This is a genomic window from Cystobacter fuscus DSM 2262, from assembly GCF_000335475.2.
GTDB lineage: Bacteria > Myxococcota > Myxococcia > Myxococcales > Myxococcaceae > Cystobacter > Cystobacter fuscus.
In genome coordinates this window covers 142265-162630 of sequence record NZ_ANAH02000066.1, presented here as the reverse complement: position 1 = coordinate 162630, position 20366 = coordinate 142265, and the positions used below count along the sequence as shown (strand labels likewise).

Annotated in this window: 17 protein-coding genes; 4 read left to right on the top strand and 13 right to left on the bottom strand. The window is 70.8% G+C overall.

Features of this window, described 5'->3' with window-relative positions:
* Positions 1-23: 23 nt before the first annotated feature.
* From D187_RS41220 to D187_RS41195, 7 genes are read right to left on the bottom strand one after another with little or no spacing between them, the layout of a single operon-like run.
* Positions 24-437 (bottom strand): hypothetical protein, encoded by a 414-nt coding sequence (locus D187_RS41220; RefSeq protein ID WP_043434200.1) that lies wholly within the window; start codon positions 435-437, stop codon positions 24-26.
* Complete coding sequence (locus tag D187_RS56885) at positions 434-601, bottom strand: hypothetical protein (protein WP_002622247.1); 168 nt, start codon at positions 599-601, stop codon at positions 434-436. Before D187_RS56885 ends, D187_RS41220 begins: the two co-directional genes overlap by 4 nt.
* Positions 598-1737, bottom strand: coding sequence for a hypothetical protein (locus D187_RS41215; RefSeq protein WP_002622246.1), 1140 nt, complete (start codon positions 1735-1737; stop codon positions 598-600). Before D187_RS41215 ends, D187_RS56885 begins: the two co-directional genes overlap by 4 nt.
* Complete coding sequence (locus D187_RS41210) at positions 1734-2546, bottom strand: hypothetical protein (protein ID WP_002622245.1); 813 nt, start codon at positions 2544-2546, stop codon at positions 1734-1736. The genes D187_RS41215 and D187_RS41210 overlap by 4 nt, the downstream gene beginning before the upstream one ends.
* Positions 2543-5152, bottom strand: a complete 2610-nt coding sequence (locus D187_RS57290; protein WP_002622244.1) for a hypothetical protein — start codon at positions 5150-5152, stop codon at positions 2543-2545. Before D187_RS57290 ends, D187_RS41210 begins: the two co-directional genes overlap by 4 nt.
* Positions 5145-5522, bottom strand: coding sequence for a hypothetical protein (locus tag D187_RS41200; RefSeq protein WP_002622243.1), 378 nt, complete (start codon positions 5520-5522; stop codon positions 5145-5147). The genes D187_RS57290 and D187_RS41200 overlap by 8 nt, the downstream gene beginning before the upstream one ends.
* Positions 5519-5785 carry a hypothetical protein gene (locus D187_RS41195; protein ID WP_245591957.1) on the bottom strand — a complete coding sequence of 89 codons (267 nt, stop codon included), beginning with the start codon at positions 5783-5785 and terminating at the stop codon, positions 5519-5521. The genes D187_RS41200 and D187_RS41195 overlap by 4 nt, the downstream gene beginning before the upstream one ends.
* 492 nt (positions 5786-6277) lie before the next feature.
* On the opposite strand from D187_RS41195, the gene D187_RS41190 reads away from it, so the two are divergent.
* Positions 6278-7171: a LysR family transcriptional regulator gene (locus tag D187_RS41190; protein ID WP_002622240.1), complete on the top strand. Its 894-nt coding sequence runs from the start codon at positions 6278-6280 to the stop codon at positions 7169-7171.
* 1 nt (position 7172) lies between these two features.
* On the opposite strand, the gene D187_RS41185 is transcribed toward D187_RS41190, so the two are convergent.
* A complete protein-coding gene (locus D187_RS41185) occupies positions 7173-8090 on the bottom strand; it encodes a DODA-type extradiol aromatic ring-opening family dioxygenase (RefSeq protein ID WP_002622239.1) in 918 nt (305 codons plus the stop codon).
* Positions 8091-8387: 297 nt separating this feature from the next.
* Between D187_RS41185 and D187_RS41180 the strand changes: the two genes are divergently transcribed.
* Both D187_RS41180 and D187_RS41175 read left to right on the top strand, forming a co-directional pair.
* The gene (locus D187_RS41180; RefSeq protein ID WP_002622238.1) at positions 8388-9374 is read left to right on the top strand and encodes an aldo/keto reductase; all 987 of its coding nucleotides are present in this window, start codon (positions 8388-8390) and stop codon (positions 9372-9374) included.
* Between the two features lie 23 nt (positions 9375-9397).
* A complete protein-coding gene (locus tag D187_RS41175) occupies positions 9398-12175 on the top strand; it encodes a phosphoenolpyruvate synthase (RefSeq protein WP_155893958.1) in 2778 nt (925 codons plus the stop codon).
* Here D187_RS41175 and garD read toward each other — a convergent pair.
* The 5 genes from garD to kdgD are packed head-to-tail and all read right to left on the bottom strand — an operon-like array spanning position 12153 to position 19089.
* The gene (gene garD, locus D187_RS41170) at positions 12153-13724 is read right to left on the bottom strand and encodes a galactarate dehydratase (protein WP_002622236.1); all 1572 of its coding nucleotides are present in this window, start codon (positions 13722-13724) and stop codon (positions 12153-12155) included. The two genes, D187_RS41175 and garD, sit on opposite strands and share 23 nt — an antisense overlap.
* A 28-nt stretch (positions 13725-13752) precedes the next feature.
* Positions 13753-15105, bottom strand: a complete 1353-nt coding sequence (gene gudD / locus D187_RS41165) for a glucarate dehydratase (protein WP_002622235.1) — start codon at positions 15103-15105, stop codon at positions 13753-13755.
* Positions 15106-15154: 49 nt separating this feature from the next.
* Positions 15155-16492: an MFS transporter gene (locus D187_RS41160; protein ID WP_002622234.1), complete on the bottom strand. Its 1338-nt coding sequence runs from the start codon at positions 16490-16492 to the stop codon at positions 15155-15157.
* A gap of 56 nt (positions 16493-16548) precedes the next feature.
* Positions 16549-18159, bottom strand: coding sequence for an aldehyde dehydrogenase (NADP(+)) (locus tag D187_RS41155; protein WP_002622233.1), 1611 nt, complete (start codon positions 18157-18159; stop codon positions 16549-16551).
* A 15-nt stretch (positions 18160-18174) separates the two neighbouring features.
* Positions 18175-19089 carry a 5-dehydro-4-deoxyglucarate dehydratase gene (kdgD, locus tag D187_RS41150; protein ID WP_002622232.1) on the bottom strand — a complete coding sequence of 305 codons (915 nt, stop codon included), beginning with the start codon at positions 19087-19089 and terminating at the stop codon, positions 18175-18177.
* 318 nt (positions 19090-19407) lie between these two features.
* Here kdgD and D187_RS41145 point away from each other — a divergent pair, with 318 nt between their 5' ends.
* Entirely contained in the window at positions 19408-20334 is a 927-nt protein-coding gene (locus D187_RS41145) for a LysR family transcriptional regulator (RefSeq protein ID WP_002622231.1), read from the top strand.
* The last annotated feature ends 32 nt before the right edge of the window (positions 20335-20366 follow it).

Below are 20366 nucleotides of genomic sequence, written 5' to 3'. Positions count from 1 at the left end.
CTCGCCGCTCCAGGCTCCGTCCATTACCCGACCGGAAGCCCCGCCGGCAGGCCGGTGCGGCCGTTGCCCTGGACGCGAATGCCCGCCCGCCGGAGTGCGTCCAGCGCCTCCTGTTTCGACACCGCGAAGCGCTCACAGAGCGCGTCTACCGGGAGCTCCGGCTCGCGCTGGTACAGCTCGACAATCCGCCGGTGGCGCCAGGCGCTCAGCTCCGCCGCGGTGAGACCCAGCAGCGGGCGCGCGGGGCCGAGCTCGTCGCTCCGCTCCGCTTCCACCAGGTGGGCGGGCCGAGAGGGCGGCTTCTCCCCGCGCGCCCGGGCGAGCTTGTGCTTGTACACGCACTCCGCACAGCGCCAGGGCACGGGGCCCTTCGGTCCCACCGCCACCTCCGCGCCACACGCGCAGGTGACGTGCCGAGGGCGCTGGAAGCAACTCATGGCCGCCTCCGGCGAGCCGCGCCCAGCGCGCGGGTGAGGCCGAGCAGCGAGGCCAGGAGGCACCCCGCGGAGAGCAACCGGGGCGCCTCGCCCGGGGTGCCGAGGAGGGCGCAGGCGAGCAGCACGTGCGCGAGGAGAATGAGGCGCTGCTGGCCGTGCGTCATGGCCCGCCCTCCCCCACGTCCACGCGCACCCCGGCAAGGCCGCACCGCTCGGCGTGCTCGCGCACGAGGGGGCCGAAGTGCTCCTCGACGAAGCTCCGGCGGAACCTGTCCCCCGCGGAGAGCACCAGCACCCCGCCCGCCACCTCCCGCGGGCGCAGCAGCTCGAGCTGGCTCACGGCGTACTTGAGCCCCTTTTCGCCCAGGGAGGCGAGCACCTGCCGCCACGCCGTGGCCGCGGGGCTGTCCCCGGGTGGGGCCTGGGCCGGTGGTTCCGGTTTCGGCTCCCCGGGCGAGGATCCGGTGGGCTCCGGGTCCAGCGTCCATCCCCCGTGCAGTAGCTTGTCCGCAGGCGTGTGCCCATCGGGGCAGGTGCCCCGGAGAATCCACAGCAGGTCGGCCGTCCGGCGGGTGCGCAGCTCCCCCCGACACAGCGGGGAGCGCGGCACTCGGGCGAACACCTCGCGCCACTCCTCGAGCGGGCGCTCCTGCAACGCAGCCTCTGCGCTCGCGAGGAGAGCCACCGAGGTGCGCTCGGGCCACGGAGCGAAGCCGCGCCCCGAGCCCACCACGAGCGTCTGCCAGGCCTCGCGCAGCGCCTGCACCTCGGCAGGCAAGCGGGCCGCGGGCATGGGCGCTCGGTACTCCCGGGCTGCCGCCGCGCGCGTCACGGTGAGACGCCCGCTTCTCGGCGGCGTCACGGGCGTGACGGGCGCCTGCGTGACGGAGGGAGGAGGAGGTGTAGTTATTTCTTTCTTCTTCTCCTTCTCCTGCATCACGTCACGCGTCACGCCGTCACGCTCGTCCGTCACGAGGCGTTGGCGTAGTCGGTAAGCCCTTGATCTTGCTGCTGCCTGAGTCTTGCGGCGCTCGTCCTTCTGGGCCTCCGTCACGCTCGTGTCCGTGACGCCCGTCACGCTGGGGGCGTGACGCGTGACGCGCGATGCGTCACGCACCTCCGTCACGCGGTCCGAGCGTGACGCGGGCGGTGGAGGTACGGCGGCCGGAGCCGCGAGGCGCGCGGTGAGGGTGACGAGCGCCTGGGCCTGCAAGTGGGCGGTAGCCTCGGCCCGCTCGGCCCGGGCCAGCGCCGCGGCCAGCTCCGCGCGCAGGGTGGCGACGTCCGCGTGGCACGTCATACCGCAGCTCCTGTGGGTGTCCGGCAGCAGGGAGGGGGCACAGGCACCGTCCAGCGGCAGTCCGCGAAGTGCGGAATCCCGTGGGAGCAGCGAGGCCAGCCGGGCTCCTCGCACTTCGCACTCGGCAGCCGGTACGAGTGGAAGCTCCCCGGGCCGCCGCCGCTCCACAGCCGACCGCAGTGAGCACAGGGCACCAGGCGCTGCACCCGCTGGGCGGGGAGGACGCTGTGCAGGGCGGTGTGAATGAAGGGCGCGGGGCCGCGGGCCCGGCCCGGCTCGTCCCCGGTGAGCACCCGGGACAGCTGGGCCTCCAGCTCCTCATTCCACTGGGCGGCGCGGGCCAACGCCTTCTGCTCTGCTCGCGCGTCCCGGTAGGCGCGGCCGAGCCGCACGCGCAGCTCCTCCGGGGGCGTCCACATGGAGCGGCCGCCCCGCGTGGGCACCGGGGCAATGGGCACGGGCGTGTCCACCCACAGCAGGACGGAGCCGTGCGCCCAGGGAGACAGCGCCGGAGCGAGGCTCGGAGAAATGCTCTCCAGCCGCCGCGCACGGGCCACGGCCACCACGGCGTCCGTCACCTGGGCGAGTTCGTGCTCGGGCACTTCGGCCCGGGCGAGGGCGAGCCGCTCCGCTGCGCGGCTGTCTTCCTCCGCGCTCGCGTGAATGGCGACGTACTCCCCGAAGAGGTACTCGTCCGCCGACGGCAGGCTGATGACGGGGCACACCCCGAGGGCCACGAGGGCGGCCCACGGGCGGCGGAGCGTCACGGCGAAGAGCCGCTGCTCGGTGATGATCGGCGTGGTGCTCACCGCCGGCCCTCCGCCCGGCGAAGCTCGAGGACGAAGCCCCGGGTGACGAAGTCCTCAGCCTCACGCACCACATGAGCAGCCCCCTGGGCCCAGGAAATGGCGCCGACGTCGGAGGCCACGAGCCAGCCCTTCTCCCACGCGAAGGGCCCATGCCGCTCCGTACCGTTCGCGAAGTAGGAGTGCGGCTCACCCGTCCAAGGCTCCCACACCTCCAGTCGCCAGCCTCCGGAGAGGGCGTAGAAGAACGGGCCGACCGCGTGCGGCTCGACTGGACCGGCCACACTCAACCCGGGAACGGCGCCGTCGCGGCAGGCCTGTTCCAGCGGTTTTACCACCGTCTCGGCGTGCTCCTTCCACCACGCCTGGAGCGCGACGTGCTCCTCGAGCGCTGCGTCCCGGAGCGTGCCCGACAGGTGGTGACTGGGTTTGAGTCCGCTGCGGCCCCACCACGACGCCGCGCGCCGCTCCCCCGTGGCGTCATTCACGAGCCACAGCGGGATGATGAAGTCCCGGCCCTCGAGCCGCTCCGGCAGCTCCACGCGCCAGGTTCCGCCCGTGCTCTGGGTTTGAGGTGCGGGCGCCTCCGTCAGCGAGGCGAGCGTCTTCCGCAGCGCCGCCTCGAATTCGGGCAGCACCACGTCTGCCTTCATGCCCTTCGTGGGCCACGAGTGAGGAGCGGCCCAGTCCGCCGCGCGGGTGAGCGTCTGCCCATCCCACAGCCACGGCCCCAGAGTGCACAGTGCCCGCGTCCCGTAGGCAAGCCACACCTCCCCTCGCTTCTCGTGGGGGTGAGGCAGGACACACCAGCCATGGTGCCCCTGGAGGTAGGCCCAGCTCTCCTCTCGCGCAGCCGTCGCCAGCACGGACACAACACGCCGCAGGCGGGCACCGCCGGGGCCGCTGTCCTTCGTGCCTCTGAGCAGGCGCAGCACCTGCTTCAGGTCTCCCACCTCATCCAGGGAGACAGCGTCGATCGGCACGCCCTGCTCGGACTCCGGCGTGCCGCCGAGCTCGAGCTGCGCAGGAGGAGCCGCAGGCGTGCTCGGCGTGCCGGACTCGTCCTCCTGCAGGCCGCGTGTCGTCTTCCGCGCGTGGGCCTTCTTAGTGGCGGTGGCCACCGGAGCCGCGTTGGCGTGCTTCGTTTCCTCGGGCAGGAGCCAGTGCGTGGAGAGGTAGGCGACGAGCGCCGCCTCGAATCCTGCGGGCAGGAGAGTGGCGAGGGCGCCGCCGGAGCTGATGACGCTCCGCCGCACGTCGGGTCCTCCCTGTGCCGAGGGAAACCACTGGAGATGTTCAACCCGCTGTTCCTCGGGCCCGACCACGTCCACCCAGAGGAACAACTCATGAAGTCGGCCCGCCGAAAGGCTGTCCGACTTCCCGTTGAAGCCGGGCGTCACGTCCACGTACCACCCGGGGAAGAGCGCCGCGTCCACGGCCGGCCACGGTCGGCCGAACATGTCCACTGGAGCAGGCGCGGCGGGCGCCGTCGAGGGCGGGGCGCTGGCCGAAGGCGTCGCCTGGGGCGCCGCGGGCGCGGACGTGGGGCTGGTGTGGGCGATCTCCGCCCGGCACTTCTCGCAGTAGAAACCACGAGCCCCCTCGGGCCCCACCGGTTGAAGTTGCGAGGCTGGGAACTCGCTGGTGCACCCGTCACACTCGCTCGGGGTGTCGTCCTCCTCTCGCTTCGCCGCCTTGCGCTCGCGCGCCTCAACCACGCACGTCTCCTGAGCGGAGACAGGCACGAAGGGCGCCGCCGGCGAGGACTCGGCAAGGACACGCGCCACCACCTCGAGCACGCGCAGGGGCACACCGCGCAGTCCCTTCACGCACGACCACTCCCCCTTGGTGCGCGCCGCCTCGAGCACGTTCGTCTGTCGTCCGAGACGAACCGGGTCCGCGTAGACGAGGCCGCCCTCCTGGGGCAGAAGCGGGCCGTGCTTGGCGACGTCCGTTTCTCGCTGCGAGAGGAAGAAGACGGGCTTGTCGTTCGTCTCCTTCCACCCGCCCTGCCACGTGAGCGTCCAGCCCAGCACCCGGCCGAGCTGGAAGGCTCGGCACCGCGGCTTCGCCGGGCACTTCTTCGCGCGGCAGGCGCCGATCGCCCCCTGCGGGCTCGTGTGGTCCGCCAGCGAGTCACCACAGGTACAACAGGGCACCGCCGGGGCCGGCACGGCGTCGTCCTCCACCGGCGTGGCCTCCGCCACCGTCGCCGTCCGCGCGGACGCTGCCTTTCCGGCGCGCTTCTCCCCCTTGGCCTCGGTGGCCGGGCGCCGCTGCGGGCGTCCCGGGCCCCTGGGCGGCTCGGGGTCGGGCTGCTCTTCCTGCTCGGGGGCGGGCTTCGAGCGCTTCTGGGCCGTGGGCTGCGCCGAGGCGGGCGCGTCCAGCGGCAAGGCCTGCTGGTGGGCCGTGGCGTCCGGATCCTCGCCCGTGGTGGCCGCAGCGAAGTGCCGGGTGTGCTGCGCGCGCAGGGCTTCCTCCTGACGCGCCAGGGCCGCGAGGAATCGCTCCCTGATGGCGGGCAACCCGGCCAGAGCGCGCTCAAGCGCGAGGCCTCGGAGGAAGTGCTGCTCGCGCTGCTCGTCGGTGAGGCGGGTGGTCTCACCCATGGCGTACCTTTCCTTCCGGCGTCGCCGGCAGCTCGTGGCTGAAGGCGCGCAGGAGGCGCCGGCAGGCCTCGTCCGAGACGGGCTCCCACGAGCGCCGCGCCAGCCTGTCGCAGGCGAGTTGCAGGAAGGGCGCGACGGCGGCTTGCAGCTCCGCCCAGCCCTGGACGGACTCGGGCGCGGCCGGGTGCACCGCGGCGAGCGCCGAGTGGGCCTCGGCGAGCGCCACGCGCAGGCGGGCGAGGTGCTCGTCCTGCCCCGCGTACGTGGTGGGCGTGTCGGTGATGGCGACGACGGCACGGGCGGCGTCCACCGCCGCGCCGAGCTGCCGCACCTCGTCCTTCGTGGGAGTCGGGCAGTCGGCGGCGCTCACGTCATGCCTCCGTTCTGCATGGACTCGAGGATGCGCACCACGTCGGCCGGGTGGAGCGGGAGGACTTCGACGACGCGAGCTCGCGGGCAGGCCTGGGAGAGAGTTGGGTCGACGGAGTCGGGGTCCGCCTCCAGCGGTCCTTCCGGGATGACGCGATACAGCCACCCCCCGCCTCGGAACATCGCGGCGTGGATCTCGGCCGACCGCCGCTCGGTGGCCACATAGACGCGGTCGAAGCGGTAGCCTCGGCGGCTGTCTTCCACGCCTTCGTAGGCGTGGAGTATCTGGTGCGTGAGAGTGGTGAGCGGCGGAAGGAGGTACTCGCCCACGGCCCGGCCTGGCGCCCCGCCGTGCCAGTAGGCGACGCTGGGCGAGCTGGCGCTTAGGCCGTCCGGGGACTCAGCGGGAGCACCCTGTAGCGCCCGGCCCCGTGTGCTCGCGGTGTGCTCACCGGCAACTGCCGAGGGGGCAGGCGAACAAACAGCGTGAAGTGGCCCCCGCCCGCAACCTCTCGTAAAAACAAGGGAAACAATCTGCAACCAACTGAATGGAGCCCCCGGTGTTTTTTTTCTTCTCCAACAAGCTCGGTTGTGTGGGATCCGTCCTCGTCTCGATTGCCCTGTCCGCGGTGCTCTACGCGATCTTCCGCGCGATGAGCGCCTCGTGACGCATGTCGAGGGTGAGCTGCGTCAGGCGACCCCAGGCACCCATGGAACATTGACGCCCCTGGGGAGCTGTCATAACCGCGTGACGTCATGGGAACGCCCGACCTGAACCTCCTGCCGCTGTTCGTGGCGGTCGCCGAGACGTGGAGCATGTCCGCGGCGGCCCGGAAGCTGGGGATTCCGAAGTCCTCGGTGAGCCGGGGGGTCGCGGCGCTCGAGGCGTCGCTCGGCGTGCAGCTCTTCCACCGCAGCACGCGCAAGGTGGCGCTGACCACGGCGGGCACCGCGTTCTACGAGAAGGTGCGCCCCGTCGTCGCCACCCTGCGCGACATCACCGGGGGACTGCCCGAGCAGGAAGCGGAGCCGTCCGGAGAGCTGCGCATCACCTCGCCCATGGACATGGGGCTCACCTTCCTCGCCCAACTGGCCGCGGAGTTCTCCGCGCGCTACCCGGGCATCCAGCTCGACATCCGGCCCACCAACCGCACCGTGGACCTCGTGGGCGAGGGCTTCGACGCGGCCCTGCGCGTCTCCATGAAGCTCACCGACTCGACGCTCGTGGCCCGGAGGCTCAGTGGCCTGGAGAGCGCCATCTACGCGGCGCCCACCTACCTCGCGCGGCGAGGCGTCCCCCGCTCCTTCACGGACGTGGCCTCGCACGACTGGGTGGCCTTCACCCAGTGGAAGCGGTTGCCCTCGCCGCTCGTGTCTCCCCCGAGTCCACGCGTCGTCACCGATGATCTGCTGTTCGTGCACCGGGCGATCCGCGAGGGCCTGGGGCTCGGACTGATTCCCACCTTCCTGGCGCGGCAGGACGTGACGGCCGGATTGCTCGTCCGGGTGCTCCCCACATGGGCCCTCAAGGCGGGGAGCCTCTTCTTCGTCCACCCCCCCACCGAGCACGTGCCGCGCAAGGTCGCCGCCTTCCGCGACTTCCTCATCGCCTTCATCGAGGCCAATCCGCTGATCGCCAGCGGCGACTGACTCAGGCGAAGTGGATCGCCGACAGCCGCGTGCCCATGAAGGTCCCGTTGTAGGCGACGGTGCCGTGATCCGCGCCCGCCGCCCCGGCGATGACCATCAAGGGCAACAGGTGCTCCTCGCGGGGGTGGGACTGGCGGCTGGCGGGGGCCTGCTCCCAGCGAGCCAGCCGGGCATCCCGCTCCTTGGGCTCCAGGGTGGCCGTCTCGCGCAGCCACGCGTCGAAGGCCTCGGCGATGGGCTGGGTGCGCGGACCGAAGCCCGCGCGCAGGTTGTGGTACGACATGCCGCTGCCGATGATGAACACGCCCTCGTCGCGCAGCGGTGCGAGCGCGCGCCCCATGGCCAGGTGCTCCGCGGGATCCAGCCCGTGCTTGAGCGACAACTGGACCGTGGGCATGTCCGCGTCCGGGTAGGTCAGCTTGAGCGGGACGAAGGTGCCGTGGTCATAGCCCCGTTGGGAGTCGGTGGCCGTCGGGAAGCCCGCCGCCCCGAGCAGCTCCCTCACGCGCTCGGCGAGCTGGGGGTGGCCGGGCGCGGGCCAGGTGATCTCATACGAGGCGGGCGGAAAGCCGTAGTAGTCGTAGAGCATGGGAGGACGGGCGCTGGTCATCACCGTGGGCACCGCCTCCTCCCAGTGCGCGGAGATGACCAGCAGCGCCCGGGGCGCCGTCTTTGGCACGCTCCGCAGCGACCGCAGGTAGTCCGCCAGGGCGGCGAACCCCGGCTTGTCGTTGAAGCCCAGCTCGACGAATGGCCACGGACCCCCGCCGTGCGGAATGAAGACGACGGGCATGCGCTCGCCCGGGGAGCCCGCCCGCCGTTCGGCCGAGCCCGCCAGCGTGGCGAGCCCCGCCGCTCCGGCCAGCCCTCCCACCAGCGCCGTGCGCCGCGTCACTCCATCCTCGCTCTCGTCACTCATGTGCCTGCCTCCGGTGCGTCGTGTCCGACTGGGAGATCCAATGCAGGGGTCGCGCCCCCCGCGCTAGGTGTCCAGGACGCATCACTGCGTTGCGAATCTGGAACGCTCCCGGGCCGGCCCCGCGCCCGAGCCAATGTCCGCCAGCGAATGGTTTTTCCGCGGGGCGAGTATGTCCGCCAACGCGGCCCGTGTGCGGGCACCAGGGGTGGACACCTGCGGATTGTGAGGGCCGCGCCCGGCGCGCAATGTCGAGGATCCCCACGCGCGCCCGCGCCCGTACCCGATGAGGACTTCGCCATGAACCGCAGAGAATTCCTGGAGGCCACGCTCGCGCTGATGTTGTCCTCGGAGGCCCTGGCCGCGAACAAGGCCCCGGCGTCGCGCGACGTGCCCCGCCGCAAGCTCGGCCGCACGGGCGAGCAGGTGTCGTGCATTGGCCTCGGGGGCGCGCACATCGGCGGGCAGAAGGAGGAAGCCGAGAGCATTCGCATCATCCGGAGCGCGCTCGACGCGGGGATCAACTTCCTGGACAACTGCTGGGACTACCACGGCGGGCAGAGCGAAGTGCGCATGGGCAAGGCGCTCCAGGATGGCTATCGGAACAAGGCCTTCCTGATGACGAAGATCGACGGCCGGGACAAGAAGACGGCCGCGGCGCAGATCGACGAGTCGCTCAAGCGCCTGCGGACGGACCACCTGGATCTGCTGCAACTGCACGAGGTCATCCACCAGGATGATCCCCAGCGCACGTTCGCGGCCGGAGGCGCCCTCGAGGCCATGGAGGAGGCCCGCAAGGTGGGCAAGGCGCGCTTCCTGGGCTTCACCGGGCACAAGTCACCCGCCATGCACCTGAGCATGCTCGAGGCGGCGAGCAAGCACGGCTTCCGCTTCGACGCCGTGCAGCTGCCGCTCAACGTGATGGACGCACACTTCGACAGCTTCGAGAAGCGCGTGCTGCCCGTGCTCGTGAAGGAGGAGATCGGCGTGCTCGGGATGAAGTCGCTGGGTGGCACCTTCATCCTGGAGAGCAAGACGGTGAGCGCGCCGGAGTGTCTGCGCTACAGCCTGTCCTTGCCGGTGAGCGTGGTCATCACGGGCATGGACTCGATGGCGCGCGTGGAGCAGGCGCTCAAGGTGGCGCGGGGCTTCAAGCCCTACACGGAGAAGGAGATCCAGGCGCTGCTGGCGCGTACCGAGAAAGCCGCCCAGGCCGGCGCCTTCGAGAAGTACAAAGTCAGCACCCACTTCGACGGCACCACGAAGCACCCGGAGTGGATGGGCTGACCCTCGACGAACCGGAGAACCTCATGAGCGTGGACCCCTTCCCCACTCCGTCCATCGTCCGCGCCATGGAGCCGGACCCCTTCATCCTCCCGTTCGAGCGCATCTCCGCGGTGGACCTGCCCCACGTGGGCGGCAAGGGGGCCAACCTGGGCGAGCTGGCCCGCGCCGGGTTCCCCGTGCCTCCCGGCTTCTGTGTCACCACGGCCGCCTTCGATGCGTTCCTCGCCGGCGTCGGGGAGACCCAGGCGCTGTACGCGGCGCTGGAGTCATTGGATGGACGGGAGGTGGAAGCGGCGCGTCGCGTCGCCGAGGCCACCCGCGCGGCGCTCGGCCAGGCACCCCTTCCCCCGGCCGTGGCCGACGCCGTGCTCGCCGCCTGGCGGACCCTGGGGACGGAGGCCGCGTGGGCGGTGCGCTCCAGCGCCACGGCGGAGGATCTGCCGGACGCCAGCTTCGCGGGCCAGCAGGACACCTTCCTCAATATCCGCGGGGCCGAGGCCCTGATCGACGCGGTCCGGCGCTGCTGGGTGTCGCTGTTCACGGATCGCGCGGTGCTCTACCGGGCTCGGAATGGCTTTGGCCATCGCGGGGTGAAGCTGAGCGTGGTGGTGCAACGCATGGTGATGCCCGAGGTGTCCGGCATCCTCTTCACCGCGGATCCCCTCACCGGGCGGCGGGGCACCGTGTCCATCGACGCGGGCTTCGGACTGGGCGAGGCGCTGGTCAGCGGGCTCATCAACGCCGACCTGTACAAGGTGGACAAGGCGACGGGAGAGTTCCTGAGCGTCCAGGTGGGAGACAAGGCCCTGGCCATCCGCCCCAGGCCCGAGGGCGGAACCTGGGAGGAACCCCTGCCGGAAGCCACCCGCCGCGCCCGGGCCCTGGATGACGCGACCGCGCGGGAGCTGGCCGCGCTGGGCGCGCGCATCGAAGCGCACTACGGCGAGCCACAGGACATCGAGTGGTGCATCGAGTCCGGGCGCATCTACGTGGTGCAGGCCCGCCCCATCACGAGTCTGTACCCACTGCCCACGCCCACTCAGGAGGATGGCCTTCACATCTACCTCAGCTTCGGCCACTTCCAGATGATGACGGACCCCATGCCACCGCTCGCGCTCCAGGTGTGGCGGTTGACGGTTCCGTTCGGCAGGACGTCGTCGGGCACGGAGGACGCGCCCCACGAGACACGGAGCCTCGCCCTCGCGGGCAGCCGGATCTTCGTGGACGCGACGCCCATGCTGCGCCATCCCTTCCTGCGACGGCGGGTTCTGGGAATCGCCCGTCACGTCTACGAGGACCTGGGCCGGGGCATGGAAGCGTTGGCCAGCCAGCCGGCCTTCCAGCGCGGCGCGAGCAGCGGCCGGGCCACGATGAGGGGCGTTGGCCGCATTGCCCTTCCCCTGCTCGCCCGGATGCTGCACCGGTTGCTCGTCGCGGATCCCGCCTCACTCCTCTCCCGGGTGGAGACGTTCAGCGAGTCGCTGCTCGCCGAGATGAGGGCCCGGCTCACGGCGGCGGCCCCGGGCGGGGCACGGTTGCGCGAGGCGCGACGTGTGCTCTCGGAGCTCATGAGCCGCGTCCTCGCCCTGCCCCCGAACATACTCGCGGGCGTGGTGGCCAAGGGGCTGCTGGGCCAGGCAATCCAGCGGGGACTGCTCGGCGGGACCCAGGAGGATCTCTCCGCGCTGGAGCGGGGCCTGCCCGGCAACGTCACCACCGAGATGGACCTGGCCGTGGGAGATCTGACGGATCTCGTCCGCCCCCATCCGGCCCTGACCGCGGTGCTTCGCGACCGTCCCGCCCCCGAGGCCCTGGCCGCGGCGCGGGAACTCGAGGGCGGGCCGGCCTTCCTCGCGGCATGGCGAGCCTTCCTCGAGCGCTATGGCATGCGGGGGCCCGGAGAGGTGGACCTGTCGCGGCCTCGTTACGAGGATGAACCCTCGCTCCTGCTCGCGACCATCGTGGGAGGAGCCGGGCCGGCGGGGGCGAACCGATCCGCGGGCGAGCACCGGGCCCACCACGCGGCGCTTGCCGCCAGGGCCGAAGCCGCGGGCGAGCGCCTCATCGCCGCTTCCCGACGCGGTCTGACCGGAGGACTGCGTGCCCGGCTGGCTCGCCGGTGGGTGCGCCTGGCCCGCGCGGGCATGGGACTGCGGGAACACCCCAAGTTCCTGATCGTCCGCGTGCTGGAACTCGTGCGCGACGCGGTGCTCGAGGCCGGGACCCTCCTGGTCCAGCGCGGAACACTCGCGACGGCGGACGAGGTGTTCCTGTTCCGTTTCGAGGAACTGATCGCGGCGCTCGAGGCCGAGCGGGCGCCGGATCTGCGGCCCCTCGCCGAGGAGCGGCGGGCCACGCTCAGGCGCGACGCGAAACGCGCGCCTCCCTTCGTGATGTCGAGTGAGGGAGAGATCCCCGTGCTGGCGGTCCGGGAGGATCTGCCACCGGGAGCCCTGTCCGGGACGGCGGCGTCGGCGGGCGTGGTGGAGGGGCGTGCGCGCGTGGTGCTCGACCCGGCGCGCGAGGTGCTTCACGCGGGAGAGATCCTCGTGGCGCCGCATACCGATCCGGGCTGGACGCCGCTGTTCGTGCACGCGTCCGGACTGGTGACCGAGGTGGGCGGGCTCATGACGCACGGCTCGGTGGTGGCGCGCGAGTACGGCATTCCGGCGGTCGTCAGCGTGGCGGGCGCCACGCGGCGCATCCACACGGGTCAGCGCATCCGCGTGGACGGCACCCGGGGCCTCGTGGAGTTCCTGGACACCCCAGCCACGGACCTCACGTCACGGGAGCGGGATTGAACAGCACCAGGGCGTTGTGCAGCTTCCACTGCTCCGCCCACGTCTTCTTGCGGCCGCTGGCCACGTCCAGCATGAAGCGGAAGAGTTCCCATCCCACCTCCTCGATGCTGGCGGAGCCATCCGCGATGGTCCCGGCGTTCACGTCCATCAAGTCATGCCAGCGCCGCGCCAGATCGCTGCGCGTGGCGACCTTGATCACCGGGACCGCGGCCAGGCCGTAGGGCGTGCCACGACCGGTGGTGAAGACATGCAGGTTCATGCCCGCGGCCAGTTGCAGCGTGCCGCAGATGAAATCGCTCGCGGGAGTGGCCGCGTACGTGAGGCCTCTCGTCTTGAGCTTCTCTCCGGGCGACAGCACGCCGGAGATCGGCGCCGAGCCGGACTTGACGATGGAGCCCATCGCCTTCTCGACGATGTTGGACAGGCCGCCCTTCTTGTTGCCCGGCGTGGTGTTGGCGCTCCGGTCGGCACCGCCGCGCTTGAGGTAGGCGTCGTACCACGCCATTTCCCGGATCATGGCCTGTGCCACCTCCGGGGTGGTGGCGCGTGCGGTCAGTTGGGCGATGCCATCACGCACCTCGGTCACTTCCGAGAACATCACGCTGGCGCCAGCGCGCACCAGCAGGTCGGTGCAGAAGCCGACCGCCGGGTTGGCCGTCACCCCCGAGAACGCATCACTACCGCCGCACTGCACACCCACCACCAGTTCGCTGGCCGGCACGGTCTCGCGTCTTCGCGCGTTCAGGCGCTTCAGATGGGTCTCGGCCTGCCGCATGATGGACTCCACCATCGACATGAAGCCGGTGTGGCTGTCGTCCTGCAGGCAGACCACGCTCGGCTTCCCGCCCTCCTGTCCGACGACCGGGAGCGAGCCGGGTGGCATCAGGCGCTCGGGCTGAAGCTTCTCGCAACCCAGGCTCACCATCATCACCTCGCCGCCGAAGTTCGGGTTGAGGCTGATGTTGCGCAAGGTGCGGATGGGCACGATCGCATCGGGCACGTCGATGGCCACGCCACAGCCATAGCCATGCTCCAGGGCCACGACATCGTCCACGTTCGGGAAGCGGGGCAGCAGCTCGGCCTTGATGCGCTGGACGGCGAACTCCGTGACGCCCGCCACGCATTGAACCGTCTGGGTGATCGCCAGGATGTTGCGCGTGCCCACGGAGCCATCCGGGTTGCGGTAGCCCTCGAACGTGTGGCCCTCCAGCGGCGGGAGGGGCGCGGCCTTCGCGGTGGCGATGGGGAGGTCCTCCAGCCCCCGCGCCCCCGGCATGTCGAGCAGGCGCTCGTTCACCCAGCGTCCGGACGCGATGTCCTCCAGGGCGTAGCCGATCGGCACCCCGTAGCGCAGGACCGGCTGGCCTCGGGGCAGATCCACCAGCGCGACCTTGTGCCCCTGCGGCACGCGGTCCTTGAGCACGAGCCCATTGGGCAGCACCGCTCCCGCCGGCAACCCGCCATCGTTGGCGACGATGGCGACGTTGTCATCAGCGTGCATGCGGATGGTGAGGGGTTGCGTCTGCAGGGGCTCCGCACGATCGGACATCTGCCTTCTCCTGTCTGGAACTCCAGCCTCAGCGCATGAGGCAGGGGCGCTTGGGGTCGAACTTCCACCCCGGCACCAGGTACTGCATGGCGGCCGCGTCGTTGCGCGCCCCCAACGCCTGGGCGCGGTAGAGGGCGTGGGCCTGCTCGAGCTGGTCCGGATCCAGCTCCACGCCCAGCCCGGGGCGATCCGGGACCGTCAACTGCCCGCCGGAGATGCGCAGCGGCTCGCGCGTCAGGCGCTGACCGTCCTGCCAGATCCAGTGCGTGTCGATGGCGGTGATGCGCCCGGGCGCCGCCGCGGCCACGTGGGTGAACATCGCCAGCGAGATGTCGAAGTGGTTGTTGGAGTGCGAGCCCCAGGTCAACCCCCACTCGTTACACATCTGCGCGACGCGCACCGACCCCTGCATCGTCCAGAAGTGCGGGTCGGCCAACGGGATGTCCACCGAGCCCAGCTGGATGGCGTGCCCCATCTCGCGCCAGTCGGTGGCGATCATGTTCGTCGCCGTCGGCAGGCGCGTCTGTCGGCGGAACTCCGCCATGACCTCGCGACCCGAGTAGCCCCGCTCCGGGCCGCAGGGATCCTCGGCATAGGCGAGCACGTCTCCGCGGCCGCGGCACAGCCGCACCGCCTCCTCCAGCGACCAACAGCCGTTGGGGTCCAGGGTGATGCGCGCGTCCGGAAAGCGCCTGGCGAGCGCCGTCACCGCCGCCATCTCCTCCTCGCCCCGCAGCACGCCGCCCTTGAGCTTGAAGTCCCGGAAGCCGTAGCGCGCGTACGCGGCCTCGGCGAGCCGCACCACGGCCTCGGGCGTCAGCGCCTCCTCGTGGCGCAACCGCAACCAGTCATCCTTCGCGTCTGGCTCGGAGCGGTAGGGAAGATCCGTCCGCTTCCGGTCGCCCACGAAGAAGAGATAGCCGAGCACGTCGACGCGCTCGCGCTGTTGCCCATCGCCGAGCAGCGCCGCCACGGGCACCTCGAGGAACTGGCCCAGCAGGTCGAGCAGCGCGCACTCGAGTGCCGCCACGGCGTGGATCGTCACCCGCAGGTCGAAGGTCTGCAGCCCGCGCCCACCGTCGTCGCGATGGGCGAAGCGCTGGCGCACCGCGTGGAGGACGTTGCGATAATTGCCCAGGCGCTGCCCGCGCACGAGCGGAATGGCCTCCTCGAGCGTCTGGCGGATGGCCTCGCCGCCGGGCACCTCCCCCACGCCCGTGTGGCCCGCGCTGTCCTCGAGGACCACCACGTTGCGGGTGAAGAAGGGAGCATGGGCCCCGCTCAGGTTCAGGAGCATGCCGTCGTGCCCCGCCACCGGGACGACACGAACCTTCGTCACCGTGGGCGCCTCGTGGCGTCCCCCCATCAGTTGCATCGTCATGGCCCGTGTCCTCTCTCTCCTGGGTGCTCGCTCCCCGACCAGGGAGCCGCTACGCCTGCTTCAACTCCAGGCGCCGGATCTCACCGACGATCAGCAGGTAACAGACGATGGCGAGCAAGGCGTTGGCGCCCACGAACACGAGCGCGGCGGCGAAGGAGCCGCTTTGCTTCAAGATATAACCGATGATGATGGGCGTGGTGATGCCCGCCATGTTGCCAAAGGTGTTGAAGACGCCGCCGCTCAGGCCGGCGATCTGCTTGGGCGAGGTGTCCGACATCACCGCCCAGCCCAGCGCGCCCACGCCCTTGCCGAAGAAGGCGAGGGACATGATCGCGACGACCAGCCACTGCGAGTCCACGTAGTTGCACACCACCATGCTCGTGGACATCAGCATCCCGAGCACGATGGGCGTCTTGCGCGCGAAGGTGAGCGAGTGGCCGCGGCGAATCAGTCCGTCGGAGATCACGCCACCCAACACGCCACCGATGAACCCCGCCACCGCCGGCAGCGACGAGACGAAGCCCGCCTTGAGGATGGACATCCCGCGCTCCTGCACCAGGTACACCGGGAACCAGGTGAGGAAGAAATAGGTCAGCGTGTTGATGCAGTACTGGGCCACGTAGATGCCCATCATCATGCGGTTGGCGAGCAACTGTTTGATGGCCCCCCGCTGGAGTGGCGCCTTGGCCGCCGCCTGCTGTTCGAGACTCACGAGCCCACCGCCGCGCTCGATGTACTCGAGCTCCGCGCGGCTGATGCGCGGGTGGGACCTGGGCTCGTGAATGGCGTACAGCCACAGCACCGCCAGCGCGAGGCCCAGACCACCCATCACGAAATAGACGCTCCGCCAGCCGTGGGCATGGGTGAGGTACGCCATGAGGGGCGTGAAGAGCACGGCCGCGAAGTACTGCGCCGAGTTGAAGATAGCGGACGCCGTGCCGCGCTCGGCGGTGGGGAACCAGGCCGCCACGAGACGGCTGTTGCCCGGGAACGCCGGTGACTCGGCGAGGCCGACCATCAGCCGGCAGAGGAAGAACGCACCCACCACGGCGGCGGCGGGCAGCGCGCCCACCAGCCCCGCCAGCAGCGTGAAGAACGACCAGAGGGCGATGCTCCACGCGTAGACGCGCTTGGTGCCGAAGCGATCGAGCAGCCAGCCGCCCGGGAGCTGTCCCGCCACGTACGCCCAGGCGAACGCGGAGAACAGGTAGCCCATCTGCACCGGATCCAACCCCAGCTCCTTCTGCATCGTCGAGCTGGTGATGGAGAGGGTCGCGCGATCCGCGAAGTTCAGCGTGGTGACGATGAACACCATGAACAGAACGAAGTAGCGCACACGGGTGCGCGTCCGTTCTCCCGCGGTGTCCACGGCGGATACCTCTTCCATGCGAAACCCTCCTCGCTACGGGGTGCGGATGACGCCCAGGCGTCGGGACAGACGGGTCAGCGGCGCGGCTCGGAGGGCGGAACGAGCTGCCCGTCCACCCGCCGCCACAGCTCGAGCGGGTTGCCATCGCGCAGCGCCTCGGGCAGCAGGGCCTGCGGCAGGTCCTGGTAGCAGACGGGACGCAGGAAGCGCCGGATGGCGAGCGAGCCGACCGAGGTGGCACGCGGGTCGGACGTGGCCGGGAAGGGGCCCCCGTGCACCATGGCGTGGCACACCTCGACGCCCGTGGGGAAGCCGTTGACGAGGATGCGCCCCGCCTTGCGCTCGAGGACGGGCAGGAGCTGGCGCGCCACGGGAATGTCGGCCTCGTCCATCTGGAGCGTCGCGGTGAGCTGCCCCTCCAGGCGCTCGGTCGCGGCGCGCATCGCCTCCACGCTCTCGCAGCGCACCACCAGCGAGGAGGAACCGAACACCTCCTCCTGCAGCACGGGATCGTTCAGCAAGCTGCCCGCATCGGTCGTGAAGAGGGCGGCGCGGGCCTGGTTCGGTCCGTTCGTGGCCACTCCGCGCGCGATCCCCTTCACCCGGGGATGAGCCGTCAGGCGCTCCACGCCCTCGTCGTACGCCGCGTGGATGCCGGGCGTGAGCATCGTCGCACATGGACTGTCACTCAGCGCGGCGGCGGAGGCCTCGAGGAAGGCGTCGAGGCCAGGGCCCTCGGCCGCGATCACCAGACCCGGGTTGGTGCAGAACTGCCCCGCGCCCAACGTGAGTGAGGCCACGAACTTCCGCCCGATGTCCGCTCCGCGCGCCGCCAGGGCGGATGGCAACAGGTACACCGGGTTGATGCTGCTCATCTCGGCGAAGACGGGGATGGGCTCGGCGCGAGCGGCGGCGACCTTCATCAGCGCCATGCCCCCGCGTCGCGAGCCGGTGAAGCCCACCGATTTGATGCGCGGGTCCGCCACGAGCGCGGTGCCCACCTCGTTGCCCGTGCCGAAGAGGAGCGAGAAGACGCCCTCGGGGAGGCCACAGTCGGCCACCGCCTGGCGCAGCGCGCGCCCGACGAGCTCCGAGGTGCCCGGGTGGGCGTTGTGCCCCTTCACCACGACGGGACAGCCCGCCGCGAGCGCGGACGCGGTGTCACCCCCCGCCACCGAGAAGGCCAGCGGGAAGTTGCTCGCGCCGAACACCGCCACCGGCCCCACGGCGATGTGACGCTGGCGCAGGTCGGCACGGGGCGCGGGTTGGCGCTGCGGCAGGGCGGGATCGATCCGCGCCTCGAGCCACTCGCCTCCGCGCACGACCCCCGCGAAGAGCCGCAGCTGGCCGACCGTGCGACCCCGCTCACCCTCGATGCGCCCGCGCGGCAGTCCCGACTCCGCGCAGGCTCGCTCGATCAGCGCGTCGCCCAGGTCGAGAATGCGCTGGGCCGCCGTCTCGAGCAGGCGGGCGCGCGTCTCGAGGTCGGTGTCGCGGAACGCGTCGAACGCCTCCCACGCGAGCTGACAGGCCCGCTCCACCTCGGCCGGAGTGCCGCCGCCGTAGGCCGGCTCGAGCCATGCGCCACGCGCCGGGTCGTGTCCGCGGAACGTCCCCGCCGTGCCGCGCACTCGCGCCGCGCCAATGAACATCTCTCCCGTGAGAGCCTCGGAATGGGTCGCCATGGATGAAGCCTCGTTTCAGGAACGCCCGGCCAGGAGGGTCTTGAGCTCACCGAACTCGCTCTCGGTGAGGTCCATCAGCGGAGGACGCACGGGTCCGGCGGGACGGCCCATGGCGCGCATGCCCGCCTTCACGATGGAGACCGCGTAACCCTTCTTGCGGTTGCGAATTCCGATGTACGGGAGCACGAAGTCACGCAAGCCCGCCGACACGGTCGCGAGATCCCTCGCGCGGACGGCATCGTAGAAGCTGAGCGCGAACCGCGGCAGGAAGTTGAAGATCGCCGAGGAGTAGGTGGTGACGCCCATCTCCAGGTACGGCAGGGCGAAGGTCTCCGCCGTCGGCAGTCCGCCGATGTACATGAGGCGGTCGCCGATGCGCTGGTGGATGCGCGTCATCACCTCGATGTCACCCACCCCGTCCTTGAAGCCGACCAGGTTGGGGCAGCGCTCGCACAGGCGCGCGAGCGTGACGTCATCCAGCACGGCGTTGGCGCGGCTGTAGAAGATGACGCCCAGCTTCGTGGAGGCGCACACCGCCTCGACGTGCGCGGCGATGCCGTCCCGGTCGCACTCGGTGAGGTAGGGAGGCAGCAGCAGCAGGCCGTCCGCGCCCGCGGTCTCGGCGGCGCGGGCGAGGTCCTTCGCCATCGCGGTGCCATAGCCGGTCGGAGCGATCACCGGGACCCGGCCACGTGTCTCCTCCACCGCCGCCTTGACGACCCGGTTCACCTCGTCCGCCGTGAGGGAGAAGAACTCTCCCGTCCCGCCGGCCGCGAACAGGCCCGCCACGGCGTACTCGCTCAACGAGGCCAGGTTGGTGCGATAGGCACGCTCGTCGAAGGCGAGCGTCGCGTCGAAGTGCGTGACGGGGAAGGACAGCAGCCCCTTACCCAGCTGCTTTGCCATCTCCACCGGAGTCATCTGCGTCATGGGCCTTTATCTCCTCGGGTCGGCCTCGGTTCGCGGTCCGTCCCACGCGAATCAAGGTACGTGTCGGCTCCATGCCGCTCCAGACCAAAGAGGGCATGTACCCATGCACGAAGTGGATGGATGCGACGCTCCGCGCCATGACGCTCGAGCGAGGCACTGGCGGTGCTTCACGCCCCTGCCCGCTCGCGAGGAGCACACGCGTCGTGAAGGCGCGGTGCGTCATCGTTCAATCCCACGCGTCACCCGGCGGCTCGGCGCGCGGCCGGATGAATGCCAGATAGACTTCGCACGGGCTCCATCCATGCTGGGGATGCATCAATGTTCGAGTTCAGCCAACTCCGTTGCTTCGTGGCCGTCGCCGAGGAGCTGCACTTCGGGCGCGCGGCCACACGGCTGAGCATGACCCAGCCGCCGCTGAGCCGGCAGGTGCAGTTGCTGGAGCACAACCTGCGGACGCAGCTCTTCGAGCGCACGAGCCGCACCGTCAAGCTGACGCCCGCGGGCCGCGCCTTCCTTCCGGAAGCACGCCGGCTGCTGAGCCTGGCCGAGAGCGCCGCGTTCAGCGCGCGGCGTGTGGCGAGTGGGGACGCGGGCACCCTCACCCTGGGCTTCACCGCGGCCTCGGGCTACAACTACCTGCCGGGCCTCATCTCCGCCATGCGCTCGCGCCTGCCCGGCGTGGACCTGATCCTCAAGGAGTTGGTGACGAGCGCGCAGGTGGATGCCCTGATGTCCAAGCAGCTCGACGTCGGCCTGGTGCGCGTGCCGGTGGAGCACCCGGACTTCGCGTCGCGCTGCGTGCTGCGCGAGCCCCTCATCGCCGCGATCCCGCGCCCCCATCGGCTCGCCGAGCAGCCGTTCGTGACCCTGGGGGACTTCGAGCGCCAGCCCTTCATCATGTACTCGCCGTACGAGGCGCAGTACCTCCACAACCTCGTGCTGTCGGTGTTCGGCAGGGCGGGCGTGGCACCCCGGTACGTGCAGAACATGAGTCAGATCCATTCCATCCTGGCGCTGGTGCGCGCGGAAATGGGCCTGGCGCTCGTGCCGGAGGCCGCGGCGGCCCTCAACTTCGAAGGGGTCGTCTTCAAGGCCGTGGAGATGGAGTCGGCGAAGCCCGTCGAGCTCTTCCTCGCGTGGAACCGCACCAACGACAACCCCGTACTCGGCGCCTTCCTGGAGACGGTGTTCGCCGCATCGGGTACGACGGGGCCGGAGGCCCGCCCCGCCCCGCGTGCCGACTGAGTCCTGGCGAGAATCTGCTCTTGCCCACCGCC

Excerpts from the sequence above, each read along its gene's own strand:
- D187_RS41220 (WP_043434200.1), bottom strand. The coding sequence starts at position 437 with ATGAGTTGCTTCCAGCGCCCTCGGCACGTCACCTGCGCGTGTGGCGCG.
- D187_RS41160 (WP_002622234.1), bottom strand. The coding sequence starts at position 16,492 with ATGGAAGAGGTATCCGCCGTGGACACCGCGGGAGAACGGACGCGCACC.
- D187_RS41180 (WP_002622238.1), top strand. The coding sequence starts at position 8,388 with ATGAACCGCAGAGAATTCCTGGAGGCCACGCTCGCGCTGATGTTGTCC.
- gudD (WP_002622235.1), bottom strand. The coding sequence starts at position 15,105 with ATGACGATGCAACTGATGGGGGGACGCCACGAGGCGCCCACGGTGACG.
- D187_RS56885 (WP_002622247.1), bottom strand. The coding sequence starts at position 601 with ATGACGCACGGCCAGCAGCGCCTCATTCTCCTCGCGCACGTGCTGCTC.
- D187_RS41185 (WP_002622239.1), bottom strand. The coding sequence starts at position 8,090 with ATGAGTGACGAGAGCGAGGATGGAGTGACGCGGCGCACGGCGCTGGTG.
- D187_RS57290 (WP_002622244.1), bottom strand. The coding sequence starts at position 5,152 with ATGGGTGAGACCACCCGCCTCACCGACGAGCAGCGCGAGCAGCACTTC.
- D187_RS41175 (WP_155893958.1), top strand. The coding sequence starts at position 9,398 with ATGAGCGTGGACCCCTTCCCCACTCCGTCCATCGTCCGCGCCATGGAG.
- D187_RS41155 (WP_002622233.1), bottom strand. The coding sequence starts at position 18,159 with ATGGCGACCCATTCCGAGGCTCTCACGGGAGAGATGTTCATTGGCGCG.
- D187_RS41190 (WP_002622240.1), top strand. The coding sequence starts at position 6,278 with ATGGGAACGCCCGACCTGAACCTCCTGCCGCTGTTCGTGGCGGTCGCC.
- D187_RS41145 (WP_002622231.1), top strand. The coding sequence starts at position 19,408 with ATGTTCGAGTTCAGCCAACTCCGTTGCTTCGTGGCCGTCGCCGAGGAG.
- kdgD (WP_002622232.1), bottom strand. The coding sequence starts at position 19,089 with ATGACGCAGATGACTCCGGTGGAGATGGCAAAGCAGCTGGGTAAGGGG.
- garD (WP_002622236.1), bottom strand. The coding sequence starts at position 13,724 with ATGTCCGATCGTGCGGAGCCCCTGCAGACGCAACCCCTCACCATCCGC.
- D187_RS41215 (WP_002622246.1), bottom strand. The coding sequence starts at position 1,737 with ATGACGTGCCACGCGGACGTCGCCACCCTGCGCGCGGAGCTGGCCGCG.